Source organism: Candidatus Rickettsia kedanie (genome assembly GCF_045865205.1).
GTDB classification, from domain to species: Bacteria; Pseudomonadota; Alphaproteobacteria; order Rickettsiales; family Rickettsiaceae; genus Rickettsia; species Rickettsia australis.
Genome location: NZ_BAABMM010000034.1, coordinates 114,969 through 136,345, shown reverse-complemented (window position 1 = coordinate 136,345; position 21,377 = coordinate 114,969). Strand labels below are relative to the sequence as shown.

Here is a 21,377-nt window from a genome sequence, read left to right as displayed (position 1 = left end):
CTGCCTACACAGGAATGACATAAAGAAAGTTAGAGATACCAAAAATCATTACGCTAAAATCTCATGGTTTGAGACCTCATCATCTATCCCTTCAAGGTCTATCTGTTCCTTTAAGGCTTCCATACTACAGCTACTAGATACATCAAGGCTATTCTGCTCGGCTTGCCATTTTAAGCTAGCTTCTTTAAAACTAACAATACCATTTTCAATTTCTTCTAATGTCCAATTTTTTATTTCGTGTAAAAAAACCTCTATATCTGCTTTTGCTTCTGGATTTTTTTCAATAAATGGATTTAAAAACTCCTTGATACCTGCTAATAATTCTTCTTTTCCAGGTTCTATATCTTTAGAACCTAGAGCTTGAGCTATTGGTGTATTAACTGCATCCTCGTTGTTTTCTATATTCTCTTCTTCTGCAAAGCCTTCATCTATTAAATCTATAGATTGATTAGCTGCTTGTTCTTTATTTAAATTATCCATTAAAGTATCACATAATCTTTGTATTTGTTCGCTATTCTCTGCTACATATTTACGTCCTATTTCTTCTAATTTTTGGATATTTTTAGGACTTGCATCATCTAAACTTGCAGTCTCTCGAGTCATAGGTAATCTTATTTCAAAAAATTCATCTTCTCCGGGTAAATCATTTCGAACCTCGATAGTGGAAGCATTTTCCATATTGTGCATAATCCTGTCGACTAATTTTCCTTTTAAAAGCCAACCTATTATCCCGTCAAAGCTGCTTTTAGGTATGGAACTCGTAGGTTCGATGTCATGACTGAAATTGAATGCACAAACCATAGTATTGTCTAATATCTCTTTCTGCTCTTCACGTGTGAGGATTTTCTCTTCGCGTATATGACTTTGCTCTTTATGTAGATAACCTTTTTTAAGCAACTGTAAAACTATGTGTGCCGGCCTGTTAGCATCGAGTCCCCCATCTGCATATACATAAGGAGTACCTGCAGCATAATTATATTCTGGCACAGCCTCTTCATTCTTAATAGGTTTAAAATATGTAGGTGCAGCTGTCGTTGCAAGTAATACGTCTTTTACCGTCGTATGAATGCTATGCCTGTGAAAGCTGTCAAAAATTTTTAATGCTCCACCATTAGCAGTCAAATCATCTACTGGAATAATAAGGCGGGAAGTAGTATCATCCATCCTATTATCGCCTAAATATTTTTCTAATAATTTTTCTAAAGGCTTCTGACTATATTTATGAGTAAAGTACCGCTTAGCCGCACCTAGGAAAGTATCAGGAAATATATCACATGCACTTGACTTAAATATCTCAAGGGCTTCTCTAGCACTATATTTTGGTTCGTTTGAACCTGGTTCTTTCGGAATTGTTAATAATGCAGCAATAAGAGCACCGACACTAGTACCGGTAATAATGGGGAATAGTTCAGAAATAGACTTTCCTGTTCTCTCTTCGATTTCTATAAGTACCGCGAAGTCAGCTATACCTTTAATTCCACCGCCGGAAAATGAACCTACTCTATAAAATTTGTCTGCCATCATAAACAATACCGTAAAGATTTACATAGTACGGCAGTGTATAACAAAAGTTAATAACTGTCAATAAATTTATCTGTATAAACTTAACAAAATTTCACTTATACAATAAAATTGTAACTATAGTGAATATTATAACTATAATGGTATGAGATATGCTAAGTAATCCTAGTAATAGCGATGTAAATCCAGATTTATTAGCAGCTGAAATAAAGAAAATGGAATCCTCAGTAATTAACTAGTTAAACAGTACTGAAAGATGTAATTGCTTATGGACAAAAGAATTATCTAAGCATCTTATAAAAGGTGAAATAGTTAAAGCTTTGGCATTTTTTTTATTTATTCGAGGGAAATACTGGAGTAATTTTGAATGTTAAAGATTTAATATCTGAAAATGATCATGTTGCTAATGTAGATTATCTGCCTTATATAGGTGAAGCAATGCCTCTCGCTGATGCTGTAGATAATTTAAACGACTTTATAACAATATATTTTAAATAATTAAACCTTAATGCTACTATAAATAATGACACTAAAATACGAAATCTTAGACAGCTCTTCTGAGGAAGAGTCAAAGAAAATTACACCTCACCCCAACATCTTGATTTTTTATTAAGAAATATACTTGATATTAGTTATGTTAGTACCTCTAAAGGATTAAAACTTAGACTTGGTTTAATATTACATAATTTAGCCGATAGATTTGTTAAATATTCTGCTATTAGAAATACTTATAAAAAAATTAAATCTGAAATATTAACTGTAGATAATGAGTCTTTACAAGAAAACTTACAAATTATAAACACTGCTTTTAATAAATTATTTAAAGATTATAACAAAGAAAATATAAGTGATAAGGATTAGCAAGAGCTATTACAGTGTGTATTTTATCCAAATCACTCTATATTCCCTAAGATATTTGCTTTAGCAGACGGTATTACTGCTTAGCATGCAAAGAAAGTATTATTACAAGAATTGCAAAACAGTAATATCAACTTAAAAAGCATAAGTAATAACTCATTAAATTTTACAATAAATAATTCTAAAGAGTTGTTAGCATTGACTAAAACAACTAAGATTACTCTAAAATCTGTAATGTTATATGGTATGGATGATAATTCTTCTACTATATGTAATATCCCTAATACTATGAAAAAAACATTTACAGCTAATCATGTTATGCATTACAAAAGCGGTAATATACAAACAGATGTACCGGGTTTTGGAACATATGATGAAATCTTATCTTAATTTAATCAAAGGCTAGAACATAAAAATAATATTATAGAACGTATATTTGAAGTTATAAAAAATAAAGAAGCTTCACAAACTATACAAGAGCTACCGCGTGATTTAAACTATTTTGCTGAAAAGCTAACATATTTATTATTTGTAGTTAAAATATATAGAAATAATACAACCTTATTTATAACTCAGATGTTTCTAGAACTTATTGACAAAAATAGTATATTTTTATCAAATAAGGAGTTTTTTCCTATGTCTACCGAGCATGCTGTTGCTCAAACAAGAGGCATATTAAAAACTATGAATATGTGTTACCAAATTCTTATTCTATGAATTATGACACTACAAATGTACAAAACGGTGATCTATTACTTATCAAAGAAGGTAATATATTAATAGAATGGCTTAGTGAAAAATTAAATAATTATAAATTAGCAAATATAGCACGAATATTTGACATCTTATCTTCAATGCAATTTTACAAAAAAATGGATAATATAACAATCAATGATATCAAACATTTTTTAGAACAAGTTAATAAACTAGAACATTGTCCTACGGATTTATTAAATTCATTAGACCAAAATTTAACTGCTTTAATTAAAGTAAACAATATAGGAGAACGTAATTTAAAGCTTACAAAAACTAAATCTCTTGAAAAAAAGGATTTTTAAAGAGATTTAAAGGATTGAATTGAGATAACCTACTTGGAATTTACTGAAAGCTTAAAAAATATTGAAGGGTTTTTAGCTCAAAAACAAGCATCTCTCAAGAAAGAAATCAAAAAAATATTACCTGAAATTCTGCAAATTTTATGTGCTAAAGTAAAAGAATGGTATGATATTGATGCCTCTGAATATATTACTGAAGAAAAAATCTATAGATAACGAAGTATTAAAAGATATTACCTTGAAATTTAATCAAACTATTTCTCCTACCTCGTCTAAAAAGAGATTAAAACTTTCTTCTTCTAAAAAAAAAGATATATATGATGAAAATGGTGATTATAGTAATCAAACTGTGGAAACAACTACTATAGACGATAGTATGAAAGAATATTTTAAACTAATGGGAGAACATACTAATACTATATACGATTAAAAACAGTATTAATATTATATTATAGTTTTTTTGAGGTCCAAAGATTTTATAATTTAGGTAAAATGAGTCAGGATTTAAAAATATATAGGTAGCATTATATTCATCGCTGCCGCATAAATGGCTACCTATAGCTCTTGAGTTATCTATAAAATCTAAACGATGAAATAAGCTATTTTCAGGAGCAGTAAAATATTTTGTAATATTACTATTCTTAAAAATATATCTATATTTTTTATTAGCGTGGATTTGATAATCGTAGTCGTTATAGTGAATTTGTAATTCCTCTTTATAGATTAATTCATTTAAACTTTCGGGTAGAAAATACGCCATCTCCTCACCGTAACCATCATTATCTATAATTTTGTTAATTTGGTACTTTCCGGATAATCTTGAAAAAATTTCTTTTACTAAATCGTTTTTTGAGAGCATTTGGTATATATCTATGTCATTCCTGTGGAGGTATTGTTGCGTGGATCGAAAAACCTGTTCAATGTCATACTGTGGCTTGACCACGGTCTCCAGCAGAACACCTTAAAATACTAATAATTTTAGTATTTTTTAATTGGATCCCGCAATCAAGTTAGCTAGGATGACAGCGGTGGCACGATACGACATTCAATTCTGCAATATTTTCATCAGCAAATTAATCTCTTCACGTAATTCTATATCGTTTTCCAGTAATTCTTCTACTTTCTTAATAGCATGCATAACCGTCGTGTGGTCTTTTTTACCGAATTTTTTACCGATATCTGCAAGACTTTTTAGCGTTAATGCTTTACTAAGATACATAGCTATTTGACGCGGTCTTGCAACTTCTCGTAATCTCCGTGACGAAGACATATCGGATAATTTAATATTATAACGGCTAGCTACCTTTTTCTGAATATCTTCAACGGTAATTATTCTTTCATTAGAACGTAATAAATCTCTTAAAATATTTTGTGTATTTTCGAGCGTAATCTCTTTTAAAGTAAAATTAGAATGAGCTATCACTTTATTTAACGCTCCTTCAAGTTCTCTAACGTTTGAAACGATTTTAGATGCTAAAAAATCAATTACGTCTTTCGGTATTTTAACGTTCATTTGCTCGATCTTAGATTCTAGAATACCGAGTCGCAGTTCATAAGTAGTACTATGAACATCGGCAACTAAGCCCCATCCAAGGCGAGATTTTATTCGATCTTCAATATTATCTAAATCTGAAGGCGACCTATCACAAGAAATAACCATTTGACGGTTATTATCAATTAATGTATTAAAAGTGTGGAAAAATTCTTCCTGCGTACTATCTTTACCGCAAATAAATTGAATATCATCAATCATCAACACGTCAACCGAGCGGAATTTCTCTTTAAACAAGATTACTTCTTTGTTGCGCAGAGCTTTAACAAACTGATACATAAATTTTTCTGCCGACATGTATATTACTTTGCGGCTTGGGTTATTCTGCTTGATGTACCAACCGATTGCATGCATTAAATGCGTCTTACCGAGTCCAACCCCGCCATATAGAAAAAGCGGATTAGATTCAGAAACTGCACCTGATGATTCCGCAACAGCTCTTGCTGCTGCATAAGCTAGCTCATTTGGGGCTCCAACCACAAAATTATCGAAAGTAAAACGTACGTCAAGGGTTGAAAAGATATTTTCTGAATTAAGTTCACTACTGCCGATATCGGCAAAAGTCTTAGTAGGTAATTCTATAACTGTTTGGGTTGTTCCAGGTAGCTCTTTAGTAATTATGTCAATCGACTTAATGGTATTATTATAATGTTGAAATAGTTGCAATATGACCATAGAGTACTTGGATTTTATCCAATCTCTAACAAAGTTAGTAGGGGCACAAAGAATAACGGTATTTAATGAAGACTCTATAAAATTGACTTTACTAAACCAGCTATTATATAGAGTTTCACCGTAATGATTGTAAAGATCTTGAGCCACGTGACTCCAGACATTTACATAATTATCACCTTGATCCATTAAAATTATTTGATTAGTACTCACTTAAAACTGCCACGGTAAGTTATTTTGTTTCCAGCCTTTGTCTTGATTATTTCCTTCAAAGCCGTCACTAATATTATAACAATTTTTATAACCAATATTAGCTATAAAATTTGCCGCAATAAATGACCTATATCCTGAACGACACAGAAAAAATATTGCTGCACCTATTTTATCATTAATAATAGATAAAAAATTATCTTCAAAATCTTTATTCAATTGCAGGCTTAGAAAGATTACCTTATTTTTATTAGCTAAATGAGGTATCCCAACTTGTTGCCACTCTGCTCTAGTTCTAACATCCACAAGAAAAGCATTATCATTTGAAATTAGTATATCATAAGCTTTTGTAGAACAGATATTTTGAACCGACATATTTACGCTTTTTTGCTGTTATTGATAATAAAAGTTAATAGAATTTTACCCATGTAAAATGGATTTATTAGAGTGCTTAATTATTAAAGCATTTTAAAATGATCTTGGTGGCTCTATAAACAAAATTTAAAATAATCTATTGTAGTTCTTTTTTGCTGGAAATTATAAGATTTTTTTTGAAATAGAAACAACTATTGCTGTAAAAATCTTATTAATTCTCGTTAAAAAATACCTTAAAATATAAATAATTAAAATTTTGTTCATAGAATTTTGTTCATAGAACCTTGATAACTTTAATAATATTATTATAAAAAAATTTTGCAAGATGTTATAGATGAATAAATTAAATAAAAACTCTTTACAAAAAAAACTTTTTTACCGTAGTAAAAATCGCGGTTGCAAAGAAATGGATTATATACTTGGTAGCTTTGCCGAAAAGTACCTATCCTTAATGGATGAAAAAAAACTTGAAGGCTATACTTTAATACTTGATCAAAACGATAATGACCTTTATAATTGGATTAATAATAAATCTTCTGCTCCTTCTTATCTAGATGCCGAAATAATTGATAAATTACGCAAAATAGCAAAAATATAAACTCCTGTAGAATGTTACAACAAAAATTTCCGACGACTGCCAAATCTTTCTTAGTAATTGATAATTTTACTAAGAATCTTAAGCAAGATTTTATCTTGAGTGTGAGTAATGAAGAGGAGGCGTTGCAATTATACAAGCAAGCTTTATTTTTTTCTTCTAATGAAAATATTTATTACTTTCCAAGCTATGATACTATCCCTTACGACTATACGTCACCAAATACAAATATCTTATCGGGACGTGCAGAAACATTAACCAAGCTAACAACAAATAATAATAACGGTAAATTACTCATCACTCATGCAGCAAACTTATTAAACAAATTACCGCCGAAAGATTTTTTGTCTAAATATTTTTTGAAATTATCCCCTAAAATGAAATTTACTACGGATGAGCTTGCTATGTTTCTAGTAGAAAATAGTTTTACCAGAAATGCGAGTAGCATCGATGTTGGGGAATTTGCGGTTAGAGGCGAAATCATTGATATAATATTGCCTGGTCCTAAAGCTTATAGAATTAATTTTAGCTGGGATTATATTGAATCAATAAAAGAATTTGATATTGATACGCAAATTTCAACTAAATCTTGTATGGAACTTGTGATTAGTCCTGCAAATGAGATAGTTTTAAATTCTGAAACAATCGGTAATTTTAAGAATAATTACTTACGAAATTTTGGAGTTAATCATACTGATAATCCTTTATATGAGGCGGTAATATCTGGAAGAAAATTCCCAGGATATGAACAATTACTCCCGTTATTTTACGATTCCTGCTCTAGTTTAGTAGATTACCTAAACAATCCTATTTTCATATTCGATAATCTGTCAAAACAAGCCATTTTAGAGTTTGAACATAGTTATAATGATTTTTATTTCGCAAGATCAGAGACAAATAAACTTAAATTTAATAGTTTCTATCCCACTCTTTCACCGACTAGCTTATATTTTACCGCTTCTGAAATAACGGAATTACTAGAACAAAAAAATAATATACTACTTACTTTTGAAAACTCAGAGCAAGCTAGCTTAATTGAAAATATAGCCGCTACAAGTTTTATAGAAAAGAAAACGGTTTTTGATAAATTATTAGAGATTATTAAAGTTCATTCTTCTAAAAAAACCGTAATAAGTGCAGCTTCTTTAAGTGGTCTTGAGAGACTTAAAAGCATCATTCAAAATTATGAATATAAATATAATGAGATAAATAAATTAGATGAGGCTAAGGCTTCAGTAATAAATGTCGGGATAATTCCCTTAAATCAAAGCTTTTATACGAAAGAATATTTATTTATTACCGCTAGTGAATTATTAGAAGAAAAGCCTAGTCCTACAAACACTAACAAAAAACTTAAAAATATTTTGTTGGAGCTTGATAATTTAGTTGAAGGCGAATTTGTTGTTCACAAAGATCATGGGATAGGGCAGTTTCTAAAGCTAGAAGTTTTAGAAATCAAAGGCAAGCTGCATGATTTTTTAAAGATTTTATATGCCGGCAATGATAAATTATATATACCGGTTGAAAATATAGAGGTAATAAAGAAATACGGTAATGATAATGCGGAGCTTGCTAAGCTTGGCAGCATCTCATGGCAAAGAAGTAAGGCGAAACTTAAAAATCGTATAAAAGAGATAGCACTGCATTTAATACAAATAGCGGCTCAAAGGAAACTTAATAGCAGTGCTGCCGTTGAATTTGACCTTGAAGAATATGATAAATTTTGTGCTAATTTTCCTTTCAGCGAAACAGAAGACCAGTTAACCGCTATAAACGATATTAAAGAAGATCTAAGAAACGGTATGTTAATGGATAGGTTAATATGCGGTGATGTCGGGTTTGGTAAAACAGAGGTAGCAATGCGTGCCGTCTTTATGGTAGCAAAATCTCTAAATGAACATTTACCTCAAGTAGCTGTCGTTGTACCGACGACTATTTTATGTAGTCAACATTTTTCAAGGTTCATAGAAAGGTTCAAGGGTTTTGGTTTAAATATCAAACAATTATCTAGTGTTGTTAGTTCTAAAGAAGCAAAGATTATAAGAGCGGAACTTGAAAGTGGTAAAATAAATATAATAGTAGGCACTCACTCTTTATTACATACAAATACAAAATTTTTTAATTTGAAATTGTTAATAATCGATGAAGAACAGCATTTCGGTGTTGGTCAAAAAGAATTTCTTAAATCACTAAAATCCTCTTCCCATGTACTTGCAATGTCGGCAACACCGATTCCTCGAACGCTGCAAATGTCAATGAACGGTTTAAAAGAACTTAGTATTATTGCAACGCCGCCTCTAAACAGGTTGGAAGTTCGGACGATGGTTATGCCGTTTGATTCCGTTATTATAAGAGATGCATTATTACGCGAACATTTTAGAGGTGGAAGAAGCTTTTATGTAGTTCCAAGAATTAAAGATATAGAGGATATCGAAAAACAATTAAAACACATCGTGCCGGAATTAAGCTATAAAATAGCTCACGGAAAAATGACCCCGAGTAAAATTGATGAGGTTATGAGCGAGTTTTATGCCGGTAAATTCGATATACTAGTCTCAACTACTATTATAGAATCAGGAATTGATATAGCTGAAGCAAATACCATGATTATACATAAAGCCGATATGCTGGGGCTTAGCCAGCTATATCAATTGCGTGGTCGGATAGGTCGAGGTAAAGTACGGGGCTATGCCTATCTAATGGTAGCAAGTTATAAAAAGATGACATCACACTCCTTAAGACGTTTAGAGATCATACAAAATAGTTGTGCTTTAGGCTCAGGTTTTACTATTGCAAGTCATGATATGGATTTACGGGGCTTCGGTAATTTGATAGGTGAAGAACAATCAGGACAAATTAAAGAAGTAGGTACGGAACTCTATCAAGAAATGCTGGAAGAACAAATAGCTATTTTTAAAAATGAACCGATTGTCTCGGAACAGCTATTTATCCCGACTATTAATTTAGGATTATCCGTCTTTATTCCCGATCATTATATATCCGATTCAGCCCTTAAACTTGGTCTATATAGAAGAATAGGTAATTTAAGCAATGAGATAGAAGTAGAGCAATTTAAAGATGAGATGATTGATAGATTCGGCTCACTACCGATTGAATTTAATAATTTACTTGATATTGTAAAAATAAAACTATTATGCTTTAAGTTAAACATTGAGAATTTAGATTCAGGAGATAACGGATTTGTGATTAAATTTTATAAAAATGCCGATATGACCGATAAAATTTTGAAATTCGTTAGTACTTACTCTAATCAGGTAAAAATCAAACCGGATAATAAATTAGTATATATTAAGAAATTAGTAGATAAAAATATAATTACTGAGGCAAATCAGTTACTTTGGAATTTATCGGAGGCGTAGACTCGATGTCATCCCTAGCTCTGCATTGCCTGCGTCGATACCTAGGTCGTCATTGCGAGGAGCGAAGCGACGCGGCAATCCAAAAAAAATAATTAAAAAAATTCTGATTTACAGAATTTTTTACTGGATTGCTTCGTCGAATTACTGCGTAATTCTTCTTGCAATGACGGTAACATTTTTTTTTAACATAATAAACATGTCTTATAACCTAAAACAATTATTTCAACAATATAAAGTAAAAGGTTTGTCAATTAATTCTAAAACCGTTAAGGAGAATGATGTCTTTTTTGCGATTAAGGGACAAAATGTCGATGGAAATGATTTTATAAATGATGCTTTAAATCAGGCGGCAGCATTAGTCATTACGGACAATGAAAAAAGTGTTACTATAGATAAAATAATCTACGTAGAAGATGTACAAGCAGCTTTATATGAAGCTATAGAAATCTTTTATCCTAAGAAACCAAAGAATTTGATAGCCGTAACCGGTACTAACGGCAAAAGCTCGGTAGTGTCCTATATAGCTCAAACATATTCATTACTTGGAAAAAAAGCCGCATCTATCGGCACGATAGGTGTAGAGATTTTTGGCTGCGATAATCTTATAAATGATGTACCGGAATTAACCACACTTGATTATTTAAGCTTTAGAAAAATTGCCCATAATTTAGCTGAAAACAATATAGAATATTTAGCTTTTGAAGCTTCTAGTCAGGGTCTTAATCAAGCAAGACTTGGGGAAATAAAAGTAAATATCGCATGTTTTACTAGCTTTAGTCAGGATCATCTAGACTATCACTATACAAAAGAAAATTATTTATTAGCCAAACTGAAATTATTTACTGAGCATTTATTACAAGGCGGTCTTGCAATATTAAATTCTGATATAGAAGAAATAGAGTTTATTAAAGATTATCTGCGTAACCATAATATTAAATTTATCACTGTTGGAAAAAAAGCTGATGTACAAATAACTAAAATGAATGGTTCTTTAAAAGGACAAAATATTAATTTTGCATTTAATAGTAGAGAATGTAGTTTTAATACCTCTATAATCGGTAGTTTTCAGGCTAGCAATTTGTTAATTGCCGCTCTTAGCATTCATTATATCGGATTTGATTTTAATAAAATAGTTAAAATTCTAACGCAAGTTCAACCGGTAAAAGGCAGAATGGAACGGATAGATAACACTAATATTTTCGTTGATTATTCCCATACTCCGGATGCTCTTGAAAAAGCTTTAACAGAGCTGAAAAATATTAAATTACGTGATAGTAAGCTAATCGTAGTTTTTGGTTGCGGCGGTAATCGTGATAAAACAAAGAGAAGTCTTATGGGGCAAATAGCCACAACACTTGCCGATACCGTAATAATTACCGATGACAACCCACGTCATGAAGATCCAAAACTGATCAGAGCCGAAATCATAAGATGTATAGAGAAAGCGGATTATATGGAAATAGCAAATAGAGAAGAGGCTATTAAATATGGTATAAATAATTTAAAACAAGATGATATTTTATTAATTGCCGGCAAAGGTCATGAAAATTACCAAATTATAGGAGATAAGAAATTACCTTTTAATGATGCTGAAATTGTAGAGAAACTAACGTTATTGCAAGGAAAGGCAAAGCATTGACGCAGCAATCCCATGCCAAAATCCTGAGATTGCCACGCTCCTTACAGTCGCTTGCAATGACGGGTTGGGCATCCACGTGGGCAATGCCATGCGGGAATGACATAAACAAGCCATACAACAACACATAAATAACAAAAATATATGATCTGGAACTCTAAAACTTTAAGTGTTGCTCTTGGTATAACAATCTCTAATTCTATCAATTGTAATGAGGTACAATTCAACTCCCAAGATGTTAAAAAAGGTGACTTATTTATAGCACTTAAAGGTAATAGAGACGGTCATGATTATGCTCTAGATGCTATAGATAAAGGGGCGGCAGCCGTAATTGTGAGTAAGCAAGTAGAGATAACAGATAAAGATAAAATTATCTTAGTCGATGATTGTTTTAAAGCTCTACAAAAAATGGCTCTATATAAACGAGAGAATTCAAAAGCTAAATTTATAGCTATAACTGGTAGTGTCGGTAAAACTTCCACTAAAGAAGCATTAAAAATATTATTACAACATGCTTCGTTAGTTTTTGCAGGTAGAGGAAACTTTAATAACCATTTGGGGTTACTTATTAATCTTGCATCAATGGCTGATGATATGGAATATGCTATTTTTGAGCTTGGTATGAACCATAAAGGCGAGATAAGGGAACTAGTTCAAATATTAAAGCCGAATATTGCCGCGATTACTAATATTTCGGAAGCTCATTTAGAGTTTTTTAACTCGCTTGAAGAGATAGCTGAAGCTAAATGTGAGATTTTTGAAAATTTTAGCAAAAATGATATTGCTGTTATTAATACCGATACTAATTGTTATAGCAAAATATTATCGATATTAAAAAACCTTTATATTGATAGGGTATATAACTTCGGCATATCGCATAATACATCTGCACAATTAGTTTTATATGAAAACCTAGGAGAGCAAGTCTACTTAAAATATAAGATCAATAATAAATCCTTAGAGATAACTATACCGTTCATTCCTAGGCATTTTGCCAAAAATTATACCGGTGTACTTTTAATTATCGATATATTAGGTAAAGATATAGAGATAGCTGCAAATCACTTAGCAAATATTTATCCTACTAAAGGAAGAGGGGAAATTATCAATATACAAAATTCTCGTGTAATTTGTGATTACTATAACGCAAGTCCCAAGTCAATGAAAGCTGCATTAGAATATTTAAAGCAAGTAATGGCCGAGAATAAAACCGCTATAATAGGCGATATGCTAGAGCTAGGGGAAAATTCTAAACGGTTACATGAGGAATTAGTGCCTTATATATTAGATGTCGGTTGTTCTAAGATCTATTTAGTAGGAATAAATACTAAATATATTTATGATTTACTTCCTTCCAAGATAGCTAAAAAATACTTTAAAAATGTTGATGAATTAATTACACATATTACGGATTTATTTGAAGGTAATGAGCTTATCTTAATAAAAGGTTCAAGAGGTATAAAACTTGATAAGATTGTTGATTATTATAAATAAATACACTACAATATTTTTAATGTTGTGTGGTTTGGTACAATGGTTGTCATCCCGTGGCTTGATCGCGGTATCCAGTGAAAAATACTAATAATATTAGTATTTTTAGTTATTTGCTGGATACCGCGATCAAGCCACGGGATGACATCGAGTGCGTTTTGCTAGCTATACAATAATACCTTAAATATACTTTTTAATTTAAATCTACAAATGTTATACAATCTTTTACTTCCTCACATTCATAATTCACATATAGCTAATTTATTTCACTATATTACTTTTCGTAGCGGTCTTGCTATTATTATAACTCTAAGCCTTAGTTTTATAATGGGTCCGATATTAATAAAATTTCTGCGATCGCTTCAAAAAAACGGTCAACCTATACGCTCAGACGGACCTGAATCGCATCACACAAAAGCAGGTACTCCGACAATGGGAGGTATTATGATTATTTTGTCTAGTAGTCTTTCTACTTTATTACTTGCTGATTTAACTAATAAATATATTTGGATTACGTTATTTGGTTTTATTAGCTTCGGTATTATAGGATTTATGGATGATTATGCTAAGGTAACTAAAAATAACCATTACGGGGTAAGAGGCAAAAGTAAGCTTTTACTGCAAGGAATTATTAGCTTAATTATATGTGTTTTACTAGAATATCTAGATAAAAATCCAAGTCATTTACTTAACGTACCGTTTTTTAAAAATTTAAGTTTGGATCTTGGTTATTTTTATATAGTTTTTGCTATATTTGTTATAGTGGGCTCTTCTAATGCCGTGAATCTAACGGATGGGCTTGATGGTCTTGCTACCGTTCCTATTGCTTTTACTGCTGGTTCTTTTGCTTTAATAAGTTATTTAGTAGGAAATCTAATTTACTCGTATTACTTGCAGTTAACTTATATACCTAATACTGGGGAGTTAACAGTATTGTGTGCGGGATTAGTCGGTAGCTGTCTTGGATTTTTGTGGTTTAATGCACAACCGGCAGAAGTTTTTATGGGCGATACCGGTAGTTTAAGTCTTGGTGGTGTACTTGGAATTATTAGCGTCATTACTAAGCATGAAATAGTTTTAGCTATTGTCGGCGGCTTGTTTGTTATTGAAACGGTATCTGTTATTTTACAGGTATATTATTTTAAAGCTACTAAAGGAAAAAGAATATTTAAAATGGCACCGCTCCATCATCATTTTGAAAAACACGGTTGGGCGGAATCAAAAGTCATAATAAGATTTTGGATTATTTCAGTTATATGCGCTCTTATAGGCTTATCATCATTAAAATTACGTTAAATATAACATAAATTAAAATTCTCTTTGCTTTTGTACAAGAAATTTACTATAATGCCTACATTAATTTATAGTAGGTGTATGGTGTGGTTAAAGAAATAGATATAAATAAATTATTAGCACAAGAAAATAATACTTTAAATGCTATATTAAGCCAAGTAAATGAATTATGCACACAAAATAAGAAGTTGCAAGGTTTAATCGAAATACAAAATCAAACTAAAGCACTAGAAAAAGAACATAATAGATCGTTGCCTTGGTTTAAAAGACTTGTAAAAACAGTTTCTAAAGTAAAGTATATTTTTGTAAAAAGTGAAGAACAGTTAACAAATGAAACGATAAAATATAATAACAAAGTATTAAAAAGTATTGATAATAAGATATATAATATAGCGGAAAAAGCTGTACCTTTAAAGCAAGCATTACAAGAAGAAATCGAAAAAAATTTTAAGGATTTAACAAAGCAAGATTTATCTAAAGAGCAAAGAGAAAGATTATCAGAAGTATATTTTAGCTATAAGAGCAAACCTGAAAGATTCTCAGCTCTACATATGACAAATCCTTTACAATTCATTAAGGCTGAAGAACTAGAGAAACAATATAATGCTTTAAATGCTACAAAACAAAACATCCAAAATTTAATATCCGAGAATTCTAATATCACAGAACTTAAAGAAATACAAAAACAGGTTGCTGAAATTAGAGAAGAAATACCTTATACATTTTTTGAAAAATTAAATAATATTTGGCAAAATATTAAAAATGTTTTTGTAAATAATAATGAGCAGGTTTTAGCGAAAAACAAAGAAAGTAATACTAGAACAATTAGAAAGATTGATGAACAATTATATAAAACGAAGCATAAATTTGAGGAATTAATTGAAAATAAGGAAAGAAATATTAATGATGTAATTGCAAAGTTACCTGACAATGAGGAGTTAAAAAAGATAGTCAGTAATCTTGCAAATCATATGACTTCAAAAAAGGAGCCAATCTTGACCACCTTGTCCATAGCTAAACCTTTGGAAAATAATATAACACCGCCTCCTCCTTTATCACAAAATCATATTCCATCACCCCCGCCACCACCGCCTATGCCTACTATGGCTCCGGCTCAGACTGAGGCATTATCTAAGCCTGTGGGAGTTACTACGGTTAAAAAACCGAAAAATCAACCACGCCCTTCTATAGATACTTCTGATTTAATGAGAGAAATAGCAGGACCAAAAAATCTAAGAAAAGTTGCATTTGATCCTAATACAGGAAAACCGGTTGCACATCCTCATAGTAAGCCTGTTAATAAACCTACTGAAATTGCATCAATTTTAGCACGCAGAATTGCTGTGGAAGTGAGTGATAGTAGCAGTAGTGAAAGTGAAAGCGATAGTGGTCACCATAGTGGTATTAGTGTTAATAGCAATAAACCAAAGGCTCTAAAAACTCGAGGAGAACTAGATGCTAAAAGGACTACGCATGCTCAAAAGATTCAAAGTAATAGGAGTTCACAAAAAACACCATTTGTTAGAAGTTAATCTTTAAGTATGCTTTGTTGTGTGGATACCTAAGCCGTCATTGCGAGGAGCCGTAGGCGACGTGGCAATCCAGAAAATAATTAAAAAAATTTTGTAAATAAGAATTTTTTACTGGATTGCTTCGTCAATTGCTATGCAATTTCTGCACAATGACGATTCGGGGTCTACCATTTAAACTTCTTAGTTACTTCAACTATTCTTTTACCAAATAAATTAGCAGTTTTTAGATCGCCTTGGCTAGGAGCAATATTAGGGGAAGATTTATGGTTAGATTGAGTCATAAGTCCTGACCAGCTACCAAGGCGGTTAATTTTATCAGGATCAGGCATCTCATGATCGGCAAAATTTGGTGAACTTTCAGCTTACCCGACCCAAGTCATACAATGCTGAATAGTGCAGTGAAATAGCTGTTGAATACTGCATAACTTATCGCCTGAATAAGAAGCAGCATTAGTAAAAGCTGCAGCTATTTTATCTTGCCATTTTTGTTGTGTCCATCTAGTTGAGGTAGCTTCCATAAATATTTTAAATGATCCGGCTAAACTACCCATATAGGTTGGAACTCCAAAAATAATAGTATCGGCATTGTCTAATAAATCCCAATCGATATTATCAGGTTTGTCCTTATTTATTTGTATAATAGAAACATTTGCTCCTGCTTCTTTTACGCTCTTGTGTAGTTCTTCAGCTACTTTTGCAGTATGACTATATCCACTATAATATACGATAGCTACTTTAACCATTTTATTCTCTATATAAATATTACAATTCATTTTGCTTTTAATGGTGTTACCCGCAGGCTTCCTATGTCATGCCCGCGTAGGCGGAATCTATCATAAAGCGAGATTAAATCAAGCTGTTAACAAGCTTTAAAGTACTGGATTCCCGCCTACGCGGGAATGACATGAACCGGTCCATACTAACCACACCTCTCCTATAAGCCTACAATAAACGCGGCTTCAGTTTTAGACTTTAGCGCCTCAATAGTAACATCGTCAGCCTTTCTAACTAATACCATTTCATCTTTATCAATATCAAAGATTCCAAGATCGGTAATGATTATGTTAACTACTTTTTGCCTGTTAATGGCACTGCATTCTTTTAATAATTTAGTACCGCCGTCTTTTGCGTTATGTGCCATTATAATCACTACTCTTTTGATGTGCCATTATAATCACTACTCTTTTGGTGTTAGCGACTAAATCCATAGCTCCTACCATACCTTTAACCATTTTACCTGGAATAGTCCAGTTGGCAAGATCGCCTTTTTGTGAGACTTGCATAGCACCTAAAATAGTTAAATCGACATGCGAACCTCGAATCACATCCCAAATGAAAAGGTACTATCAAAATAGCTACTTTTAGGTAGAGCCTTGATAGTTTGTTTACCGGCATTAATTAAATCAGGATCTTCCTCTCCTGCAAGGAAACGGTCCCATACCAAGCATACCGTTCTCGCTTTGAAATATTACATTCATTCCTTGAGGTATATAGTTTGTAACAGGAGTAGGGATACCTATACCAACGTTGACATATGACCCGTCTTTAAGCTCTTCTGCGGTTATTTTGCACATTTGTTCTTTAGTCCAAGGCATATTTATTTGTCTCTAACAGTTAATTGTTCAATACGTTTTTCATATTTCTCACCTACTATTAATCGCTGTATGAAAATATTAGGTGTATGAATATTATCAGGTTCTAGCTCTCCTATATCGACTATTTCTTCTACTTCGCAAATTGTGATTTTGGCTGCTCCTGCCATGACTGCATTAAAGTTTCTTACAGTTTTATTGTAAATTACGTTGCCGCTTTTATCGGCTTTAAAGCCTTTAATAATAGCAAGGTCAGCTTGAAGTGCTGTTTCCATTATATATTTTTCGCCGTTAAACTCCTTTGTTTCTTTACCTTCTTCAACTATTGTACCTATACCTGTTTTAGTATAAAAAGCCGGAATGCCCATGCACGTTGCTCTAATTCGTTCAGCTAAAGTTCCTTGCGGGTTTAATTCAAGCTCAAGTACTTTATCAAGATATTGTTGCTCAAAAATCTTATTTTCTCCGACATAGGAAGAAATCATTTTTTTATTTGTTTAGTTTGAAGAAGAAGCCCAAGTCCGAAATTATCAACACCGCAATTATTGCTTATAATAGTTAAATTTTGAATGTTGCTTTTAAGAAGTGCATTTATTAGATTTTCAGGAATACCACATAGACCGAATCCGCCTGACATGATGGTCATGCCGTCATAAAGAAGTCCTTCAAGAGCAGCTTCAGCCAAAGGATAGATTTTATTCATAAATTTTAAATTATTTAATATCTATTATTTTAAGAAATTAGGAGGATTTTCAAAAGAAGTCAAGGACATACACAAGTTTGGTATGTTAAAAAAATACTTTACAAATTTAAAAGAGTATATATTATAATTACTTATGATTAATAAAAATTAATGATACTATGAAATTAAATAAATTAAATTTAACTATTGCGGTTTGTTTTTTGTATTCATCAACAGTATTAGCAACTACATCAAATATTGATGACGATATGACAATTCAAGAAAATTCTAAAAAAAATTATAGCTATATAGTTACTTATGATAAAGATATGTCCTCAAGAGCGAGTAGCGATGCTGCTATGTCATTGATTGAAGGTTACCGTCAATTAGATGATGCTATATTTGCTGATTCAGATAATATAGCTATGAATATCTTAAGTTATATTACAAGATTTACTGCTACATCTTGGATTATGGTAGGTAATCATGAAATAGGAGGTCATGGAGCAAGAGCAAGAGAATGTGATTTAAAAGTAACAAAATATGAAGTAGATCCTTTTAAGGGTACAACATATTTTAAAGTTAAAGATTTTAATGCTTTGCACGTTCATAAGCAAATTGCTATAGATACAGGTGGGATTCAAGCAAGCTATTTGTTATCTGAAAATATTAAAGATAGATATATGACAAGTAACAAAATGAACCCTACTTACGGTATAGGTTATTTATGGACAAGACTAGATCAAGCAAGCTATATTTTTAGTACTAAGTTTGACGGTAAAGATAAAGACGGTAATGATATAAATGCATATGTAAAAGCGATTAACTCCATATACGGTAAAAATTATATTACTAAAAATAAAATTCGTTCATATGCTTATTTAGATTTATTTGATCCGTTTTTATTCTATTCAGGATATTCATTTATAATGAATCAAGATCTTAATAATATTCCAATGTTTGAGTTGGGAGAAGTAAAATATTTACCTGCGACTAGAGCGATACTTGCTCCATACGGTTTAGAGCGTGGTTTAGTTAACCATTTTGTTGTTGATAATAAATATATTCAAGTTAATATTAATTACGGCAAACATCAGAAATTTAAATCTTACGGTGTTGGAGTTAAAGCAAATAAATTAATCGAATTCGATTTTGGTGGTTTAGGTTTAGAAACGGCATTTTGGAATCAGCCTAAAATGTTAACCGCTACTCCTTTAAAAGAGAACTGTAAACAAGGTGGACTTGGGGCAGTTAATTTTGAGCTTAGCTTAAATGAAACATTTAAGATAGTTGGCTCAGGCGGGTACAAAACAGCGGGGTTTCTAGAAGGTATGCCTTTGAAATCCTCAGCTATTCTTAGAGCAGGGTTAAAATTAGCTTTATAAGCATTGCAAAAAACATCATTGTGAAGCGGCATTGCGCGCGTGGATATCGCTCCGTCATTGCGAGCGACTAAAAGCAGCGTGGTAATCCAGTAAAAATAATAAAAATGCTATGCATTTTACTGGATTGCTTCGTCAATTAATGTGTACTTTCCTCGCAATAACGACTTTAGTATCAATGTAACTATATTTATTCCGAATGACTTTCTGAATCCCCTGTAATATCTACTTGTGTTTCGCCGGTAAGATAATTCTGAGAAAATTCACTATGGTAGAGTTTTGTATTTTTTTGACATATAAAATCTTTAATTACTCCACCTTGATCCATAGCTATATTAAGTGCTTCTTGATCTAAATTCATGTAGCGTAAAAGATTATCTACTATTTTTATATTTCCTGTTTTTATTCCTTTATAAAGGTATTTATTATCATCTTTAATGTCATTACCTGTTAAGCGGAGTAATAATAAAGTGTAAACCCCTGTTATTTCTTGAGATTGGATACAATCTGTTAAAGCTTTGTATATAATAGAGGAGTGCGGTTGTTCTGAGGGTAAACATATCTTAGTAAGAAAAACTAGGGAGATGATAGGATCAAGTTTAGCGATTTTATAAGACTTTTTTCATCTAATATTATATTGAAGTTAGGCTGTATACTTGGTATATCAATAACATTAGTCATTTCAAACATTAATTTTTTTAAATCTTCTACAGTATATAAATTTCTTGTGGATTAGTAAACATATTAACCTCTATTTAATTTGTTTTATAAAATAGCAAACAAATATAATCAGGTAAACTAAAAATTCTTATTAATTTTCTTAGCAAAATAATTTAGAATATATGTTTTAGATTCTTTAAAATATATGCTAACTATTCTAGAAAAATTTTTATTTTCTTCTATAAGAACGTTCATCAATATACGTGAAGATAACGTATCTGCTCTTAAGAGGCTCGGTATTAATAATATTCGTGATTTATTATTTTATCTACCTGTTTCATACCAAAATAAAATATTATTGCCCAATTTAACGGAAGTCAGAGACGGGGAAATAATCCAAACGGAAATTGTAATTGAGAGTGTTAATTTACCGAAAAAAAGTAATCAGCCTTTAAAAATTACGGCTAGCCATGATACCGGTGCTTTGTTATTAGTGTTTTTTCATAAACCACCACCGTTTATTTTTAATAAGCTGAAAGTCGGAACAAAGCATATTATTAGCGGTAAAGTACAATTTTTTGATCATTATTTGCAGATTTCGCATCCTGAATTTATTACGAATCCTAAACGCGCAAAAGAAATAGAGCCGATTTATTCCCTGACATACTTGCTTAGTAACAAGCAGCTATATTCATATATCATAAAAGCAATAGAGATATTTGAAGAGAAGTGTCAAGTGGTGGAAGATAAAGAAGTGAAGGAATATTTGGATGAAGTATTGCAGAGTTTGAAGGTTTTGCATGTAAGCGAGGTTGTCATACCGTGGCTTGACCACGGTATCCAGAAAAACATAAAAAAAGACTGGATCCTGCGATCAAGTCGTGGGATGAC

At 31.6% G+C, this 21,377-nt stretch carries 20 protein-coding genes and 3 pseudogenes; 13 read left to right on the top strand and 10 right to left on the bottom strand.

Annotated features, from left to right (window positions below; translation table 11 throughout):
- Positions 1–48 precede the first annotated feature (48 nt).
- A complete protein-coding gene (locus ACKTSD_RS05395) occupies positions 49–1,524 on the bottom strand; it encodes a patatin-like phospholipase family protein (protein ID WP_412708311.1) in 1,476 nt (491 codons plus the stop codon).
- A 360-nt stretch (positions 1,525–1,884) separates the two neighbouring features.
- Here ACKTSD_RS05395 and ACKTSD_RS05390 point away from each other — a divergent pair, with 360 nt between their 5' ends.
- The 5 genes from ACKTSD_RS05390 to ACKTSD_RS05370 all read left to right on the top strand — a co-directional run bounded on the left by ACKTSD_RS05390 (position 1,885) and on the right by ACKTSD_RS05370 (position 3,864).
- Positions 1,885–2,019: a hypothetical protein gene (locus ACKTSD_RS05390; RefSeq protein ID WP_412708310.1), complete on the top strand. Its 135-nt coding sequence runs from the start codon at positions 1,885–1,887 to the stop codon at positions 2,017–2,019.
- Between the two features lie 474 nt (positions 2,020–2,493).
- Complete coding sequence (locus tag ACKTSD_RS05385; protein ID WP_412708309.1) at positions 2,494–2,769, top strand: hypothetical protein; 276 nt, start codon at positions 2,494–2,496, stop codon at positions 2,767–2,769.
- Positions 2,770–3,092: 323 nt separating this feature from the next.
- Positions 3,093–3,437, top strand: a complete 345-nt coding sequence (locus tag ACKTSD_RS05380; RefSeq protein ID WP_412708308.1) for a hypothetical protein — start codon at positions 3,093–3,095, stop codon at positions 3,435–3,437.
- A gap of 33 nt (positions 3,438–3,470) precedes the next feature.
- Positions 3,471–3,650 (top strand): hypothetical protein, encoded by a 180-nt coding sequence (locus ACKTSD_RS05375; RefSeq protein ID WP_412708307.1) that lies wholly within the window; start codon positions 3,471–3,473, stop codon positions 3,648–3,650.
- Positions 3,610–3,864 carry a hypothetical protein gene (locus ACKTSD_RS05370; RefSeq protein ID WP_412708306.1) on the top strand — a complete coding sequence of 85 codons (255 nt, stop codon included), beginning with the start codon at positions 3,610–3,612 and terminating at the stop codon, positions 3,862–3,864. Before ACKTSD_RS05375 ends, ACKTSD_RS05370 begins: the two co-directional genes overlap by 41 nt.
- Here ACKTSD_RS05370 and ACKTSD_RS05365 read toward each other — a convergent pair.
- The 3 genes from ACKTSD_RS05365 to ACKTSD_RS05355 all read right to left on the bottom strand — a co-directional run bounded on the left by ACKTSD_RS05365 (position 3,829) and on the right by ACKTSD_RS05355 (position 6,243).
- Positions 3,829–4,293 (bottom strand): DUF6314 family protein, encoded by a 465-nt coding sequence (locus tag ACKTSD_RS05365; RefSeq protein ID WP_412708305.1) that lies wholly within the window; start codon positions 4,291–4,293, stop codon positions 3,829–3,831. The two genes, ACKTSD_RS05370 and ACKTSD_RS05365, sit on opposite strands and share 36 nt — an antisense overlap.
- A 186-nt stretch (positions 4,294–4,479) precedes the next feature.
- A complete protein-coding gene (dnaA, locus tag ACKTSD_RS05360) occupies positions 4,480–5,871 on the bottom strand; it encodes a chromosomal replication initiator protein DnaA (RefSeq protein WP_412708304.1) in 1,392 nt (463 codons plus the stop codon).
- The gene (locus ACKTSD_RS05355) at positions 5,872–6,243 is read right to left on the bottom strand and encodes a rhodanese-like domain-containing protein (protein WP_412708303.1); all 372 of its coding nucleotides are present in this window, start codon (positions 6,241–6,243) and stop codon (positions 5,872–5,874) included.
- A 334-nt stretch (positions 6,244–6,577) separates the two neighbouring features.
- Here ACKTSD_RS05355 and ACKTSD_RS05350 point away from each other — a divergent pair, with 334 nt between their 5' ends.
- The 6 genes from ACKTSD_RS05350 (at position 6,578) to rickA (ending at position 16,170) form a co-directional block, all read left to right on the top strand.
- Complete coding sequence (locus tag ACKTSD_RS05350; protein WP_014412533.1) at positions 6,578–6,841, top strand: FAD assembly factor SdhE; 264 nt, start codon at positions 6,578–6,580, stop codon at positions 6,839–6,841.
- An 11-nt stretch (positions 6,842–6,852) separates the two neighbouring features.
- Positions 6,853–10,218 (top strand): transcription-repair coupling factor, encoded by a 3,366-nt coding sequence (gene mfd / locus ACKTSD_RS05345; RefSeq protein ID WP_412708302.1) that lies wholly within the window; start codon positions 6,853–6,855, stop codon positions 10,216–10,218.
- 196 nt (positions 10,219–10,414) lie between these two features.
- Entirely contained in the window at positions 10,415–11,857 is a 1,443-nt protein-coding gene (locus ACKTSD_RS05340; RefSeq protein ID WP_412708301.1) for a UDP-N-acetylmuramoyl-L-alanyl-D-glutamate--2,6-diaminopimelate ligase, read from the top strand.
- Positions 11,858–11,998: 141 nt separating this feature from the next.
- Entirely contained in the window at positions 11,999–13,348 is a 1,350-nt protein-coding gene (locus tag ACKTSD_RS05335; RefSeq protein WP_412708300.1) for a UDP-N-acetylmuramoyl-tripeptide--D-alanyl-D-alanine ligase, read from the top strand.
- A gap of 207 nt (positions 13,349–13,555) precedes the next feature.
- Positions 13,556–14,641 carry a phospho-N-acetylmuramoyl-pentapeptide-transferase gene (gene mraY, locus ACKTSD_RS05330; protein ID WP_412708299.1) on the top strand — a complete coding sequence of 362 codons (1,086 nt, stop codon included), beginning with the start codon at positions 13,556–13,558 and terminating at the stop codon, positions 14,639–14,641.
- 83 nt (positions 14,642–14,724) lie between these two features.
- Positions 14,725–16,170 carry an Arp2/3 complex-activating protein RickA gene (gene rickA / locus ACKTSD_RS05325; protein ID WP_412708298.1) on the top strand — a complete coding sequence of 482 codons (1,446 nt, stop codon included), beginning with the start codon at positions 14,725–14,727 and terminating at the stop codon, positions 16,168–16,170.
- Positions 16,171–16,334: 164 nt separating this feature from the next.
- Here rickA and ACKTSD_RS05320 read toward each other — a convergent pair whose 3' ends face one another.
- From ACKTSD_RS05320 to ACKTSD_RS05300, 5 genes and pseudogenes are all read right to left on the bottom strand, one after another.
- Positions 16,335–16,499, bottom strand: a complete 165-nt coding sequence (locus ACKTSD_RS05320; protein ID WP_412708297.1) for a hypothetical protein — start codon at positions 16,497–16,499, stop codon at positions 16,335–16,337.
- A 33-nt stretch (positions 16,500–16,532) separates the two neighbouring features.
- Positions 16,533–16,943 carry a flavodoxin family protein gene (locus tag ACKTSD_RS05315; RefSeq protein WP_412708296.1) on the bottom strand — a complete coding sequence of 137 codons (411 nt, stop codon included), beginning with the start codon at positions 16,941–16,943 and terminating at the stop codon, positions 16,533–16,535.
- Between the two features lie 161 nt (positions 16,944–17,104).
- Positions 17,105–17,311, bottom strand: a complete 207-nt coding sequence (locus tag ACKTSD_RS05310; protein ID WP_412708295.1) for a succinyl-CoA:3-ketoacid-CoA transferase — start codon at positions 17,309–17,311, stop codon at positions 17,105–17,107.
- Positions 17,301–17,744: pseudogene (locus ACKTSD_RS05305) on the bottom strand (CoA-transferase). The gene ACKTSD_RS05310 and the pseudogene ACKTSD_RS05305 overlap by 11 nt, the downstream one beginning before the upstream one ends.
- A 23-nt stretch (positions 17,745–17,767) precedes the next feature.
- Positions 17,768–18,465: pseudogene (locus ACKTSD_RS05300) on the bottom strand (CoA transferase subunit A).
- A gap of 158 nt (positions 18,466–18,623) precedes the next feature.
- On the opposite strand from ACKTSD_RS05300, the gene ACKTSD_RS05295 reads away from it, so the two are divergent.
- Entirely contained in the window at positions 18,624–19,829 is a 1,206-nt protein-coding gene (locus tag ACKTSD_RS05295) for a hypothetical protein (protein WP_412708294.1), read from the top strand.
- Positions 19,830–20,016: 187 nt separating this feature from the next.
- Here ACKTSD_RS05295 and ACKTSD_RS05290 read toward each other — a convergent pair whose 3' ends face one another.
- The gene (locus tag ACKTSD_RS05290) at positions 20,017–20,187 is read right to left on the bottom strand and encodes a hypothetical protein (RefSeq protein WP_412708293.1); all 171 of its coding nucleotides are present in this window, start codon (positions 20,185–20,187) and stop codon (positions 20,017–20,019) included.
- A 504-nt stretch (positions 20,188–20,691) separates the two neighbouring features.
- Here ACKTSD_RS05290 and ACKTSD_RS05285 point away from each other — a divergent pair.
- A pseudogene (locus ACKTSD_RS05285) lies at positions 20,692–21,138 on the top strand (ATP-dependent DNA helicase RecG); the annotation flags it as partial.
- Between the last annotated feature and the right edge of the window lie 239 nt (positions 21,139–21,377).

What these genes read in the sequence shown, in the direction of transcription:
- ACKTSD_RS05395 (WP_412708311.1), bottom strand. Translation starts at nt 1,524, where the DNA reads ATGATGGCAGACAAATTTTATAGAGTAGGTTCATTTTCCGGCGGTGGA.
- ACKTSD_RS05380 (WP_412708308.1), top strand. Translation starts at nt 3,093, where the DNA reads ATGAATTATGACACTACAAATGTACAAAACGGTGATCTATTACTTATC.
- ACKTSD_RS05370 (WP_412708306.1), top strand. Translation starts at nt 3,610, where the DNA reads ATGCCTCTGAATATATTACTGAAGAAAAAATCTATAGATAACGAAGTA.
- ACKTSD_RS05365 (WP_412708305.1), bottom strand. Translation starts at nt 4,293, where the DNA reads ATGCTCTCAAAAAACGATTTAGTAAAAGAAATTTTTTCAAGATTATCC.
- ACKTSD_RS05355 (WP_412708303.1), bottom strand. Translation starts at nt 6,243, where the DNA reads ATGTCGGTTCAAAATATCTGTTCTACAAAAGCTTATGATATACTAATT.
- ACKTSD_RS05350 (WP_014412533.1), top strand. Translation starts at nt 6,578, where the DNA reads ATGAATAAATTAAATAAAAACTCTTTACAAAAAAAACTTTTTTACCGT.
- mfd (WP_412708302.1), top strand. Translation starts at nt 6,853, where the DNA reads ATGTTACAACAAAAATTTCCGACGACTGCCAAATCTTTCTTAGTAATT.
- ACKTSD_RS05340 (WP_412708301.1), top strand. Translation starts at nt 10,415, where the DNA reads ATGTCTTATAACCTAAAACAATTATTTCAACAATATAAAGTAAAAGGT.
- ACKTSD_RS05335 (WP_412708300.1), top strand. Translation starts at nt 11,999, where the DNA reads ATGATCTGGAACTCTAAAACTTTAAGTGTTGCTCTTGGTATAACAATC.
- mraY (WP_412708299.1), top strand. Translation starts at nt 13,556, where the DNA reads ATGTTATACAATCTTTTACTTCCTCACATTCATAATTCACATATAGCT.
- ACKTSD_RS05320 (WP_412708297.1), bottom strand. Translation starts at nt 16,499, where the DNA reads ATGCCTGATCCTGATAAAATTAACCGCCTTGGTAGCTGGTCAGGACTT.
- ACKTSD_RS05315 (WP_412708296.1), bottom strand. Translation starts at nt 16,943, where the DNA reads ATGAATTGTAATATTTATATAGAGAATAAAATGGTTAAAGTAGCTATC.
- ACKTSD_RS05310 (WP_412708295.1), bottom strand. Translation starts at nt 17,311, where the DNA reads ATGGCACATAACGCAAAAGACGGCGGTACTAAATTATTAAAAGAATGC.
- ACKTSD_RS05295 (WP_412708294.1), top strand. Translation starts at nt 18,624, where the DNA reads ATGAAATTAAATAAATTAAATTTAACTATTGCGGTTTGTTTTTTGTAT.
- ACKTSD_RS05290 (WP_412708293.1), bottom strand. Translation starts at nt 20,187, where the DNA reads ATGAATTTAGATCAAGAAGCACTTAATATAGCTATGGATCAAGGTGGA.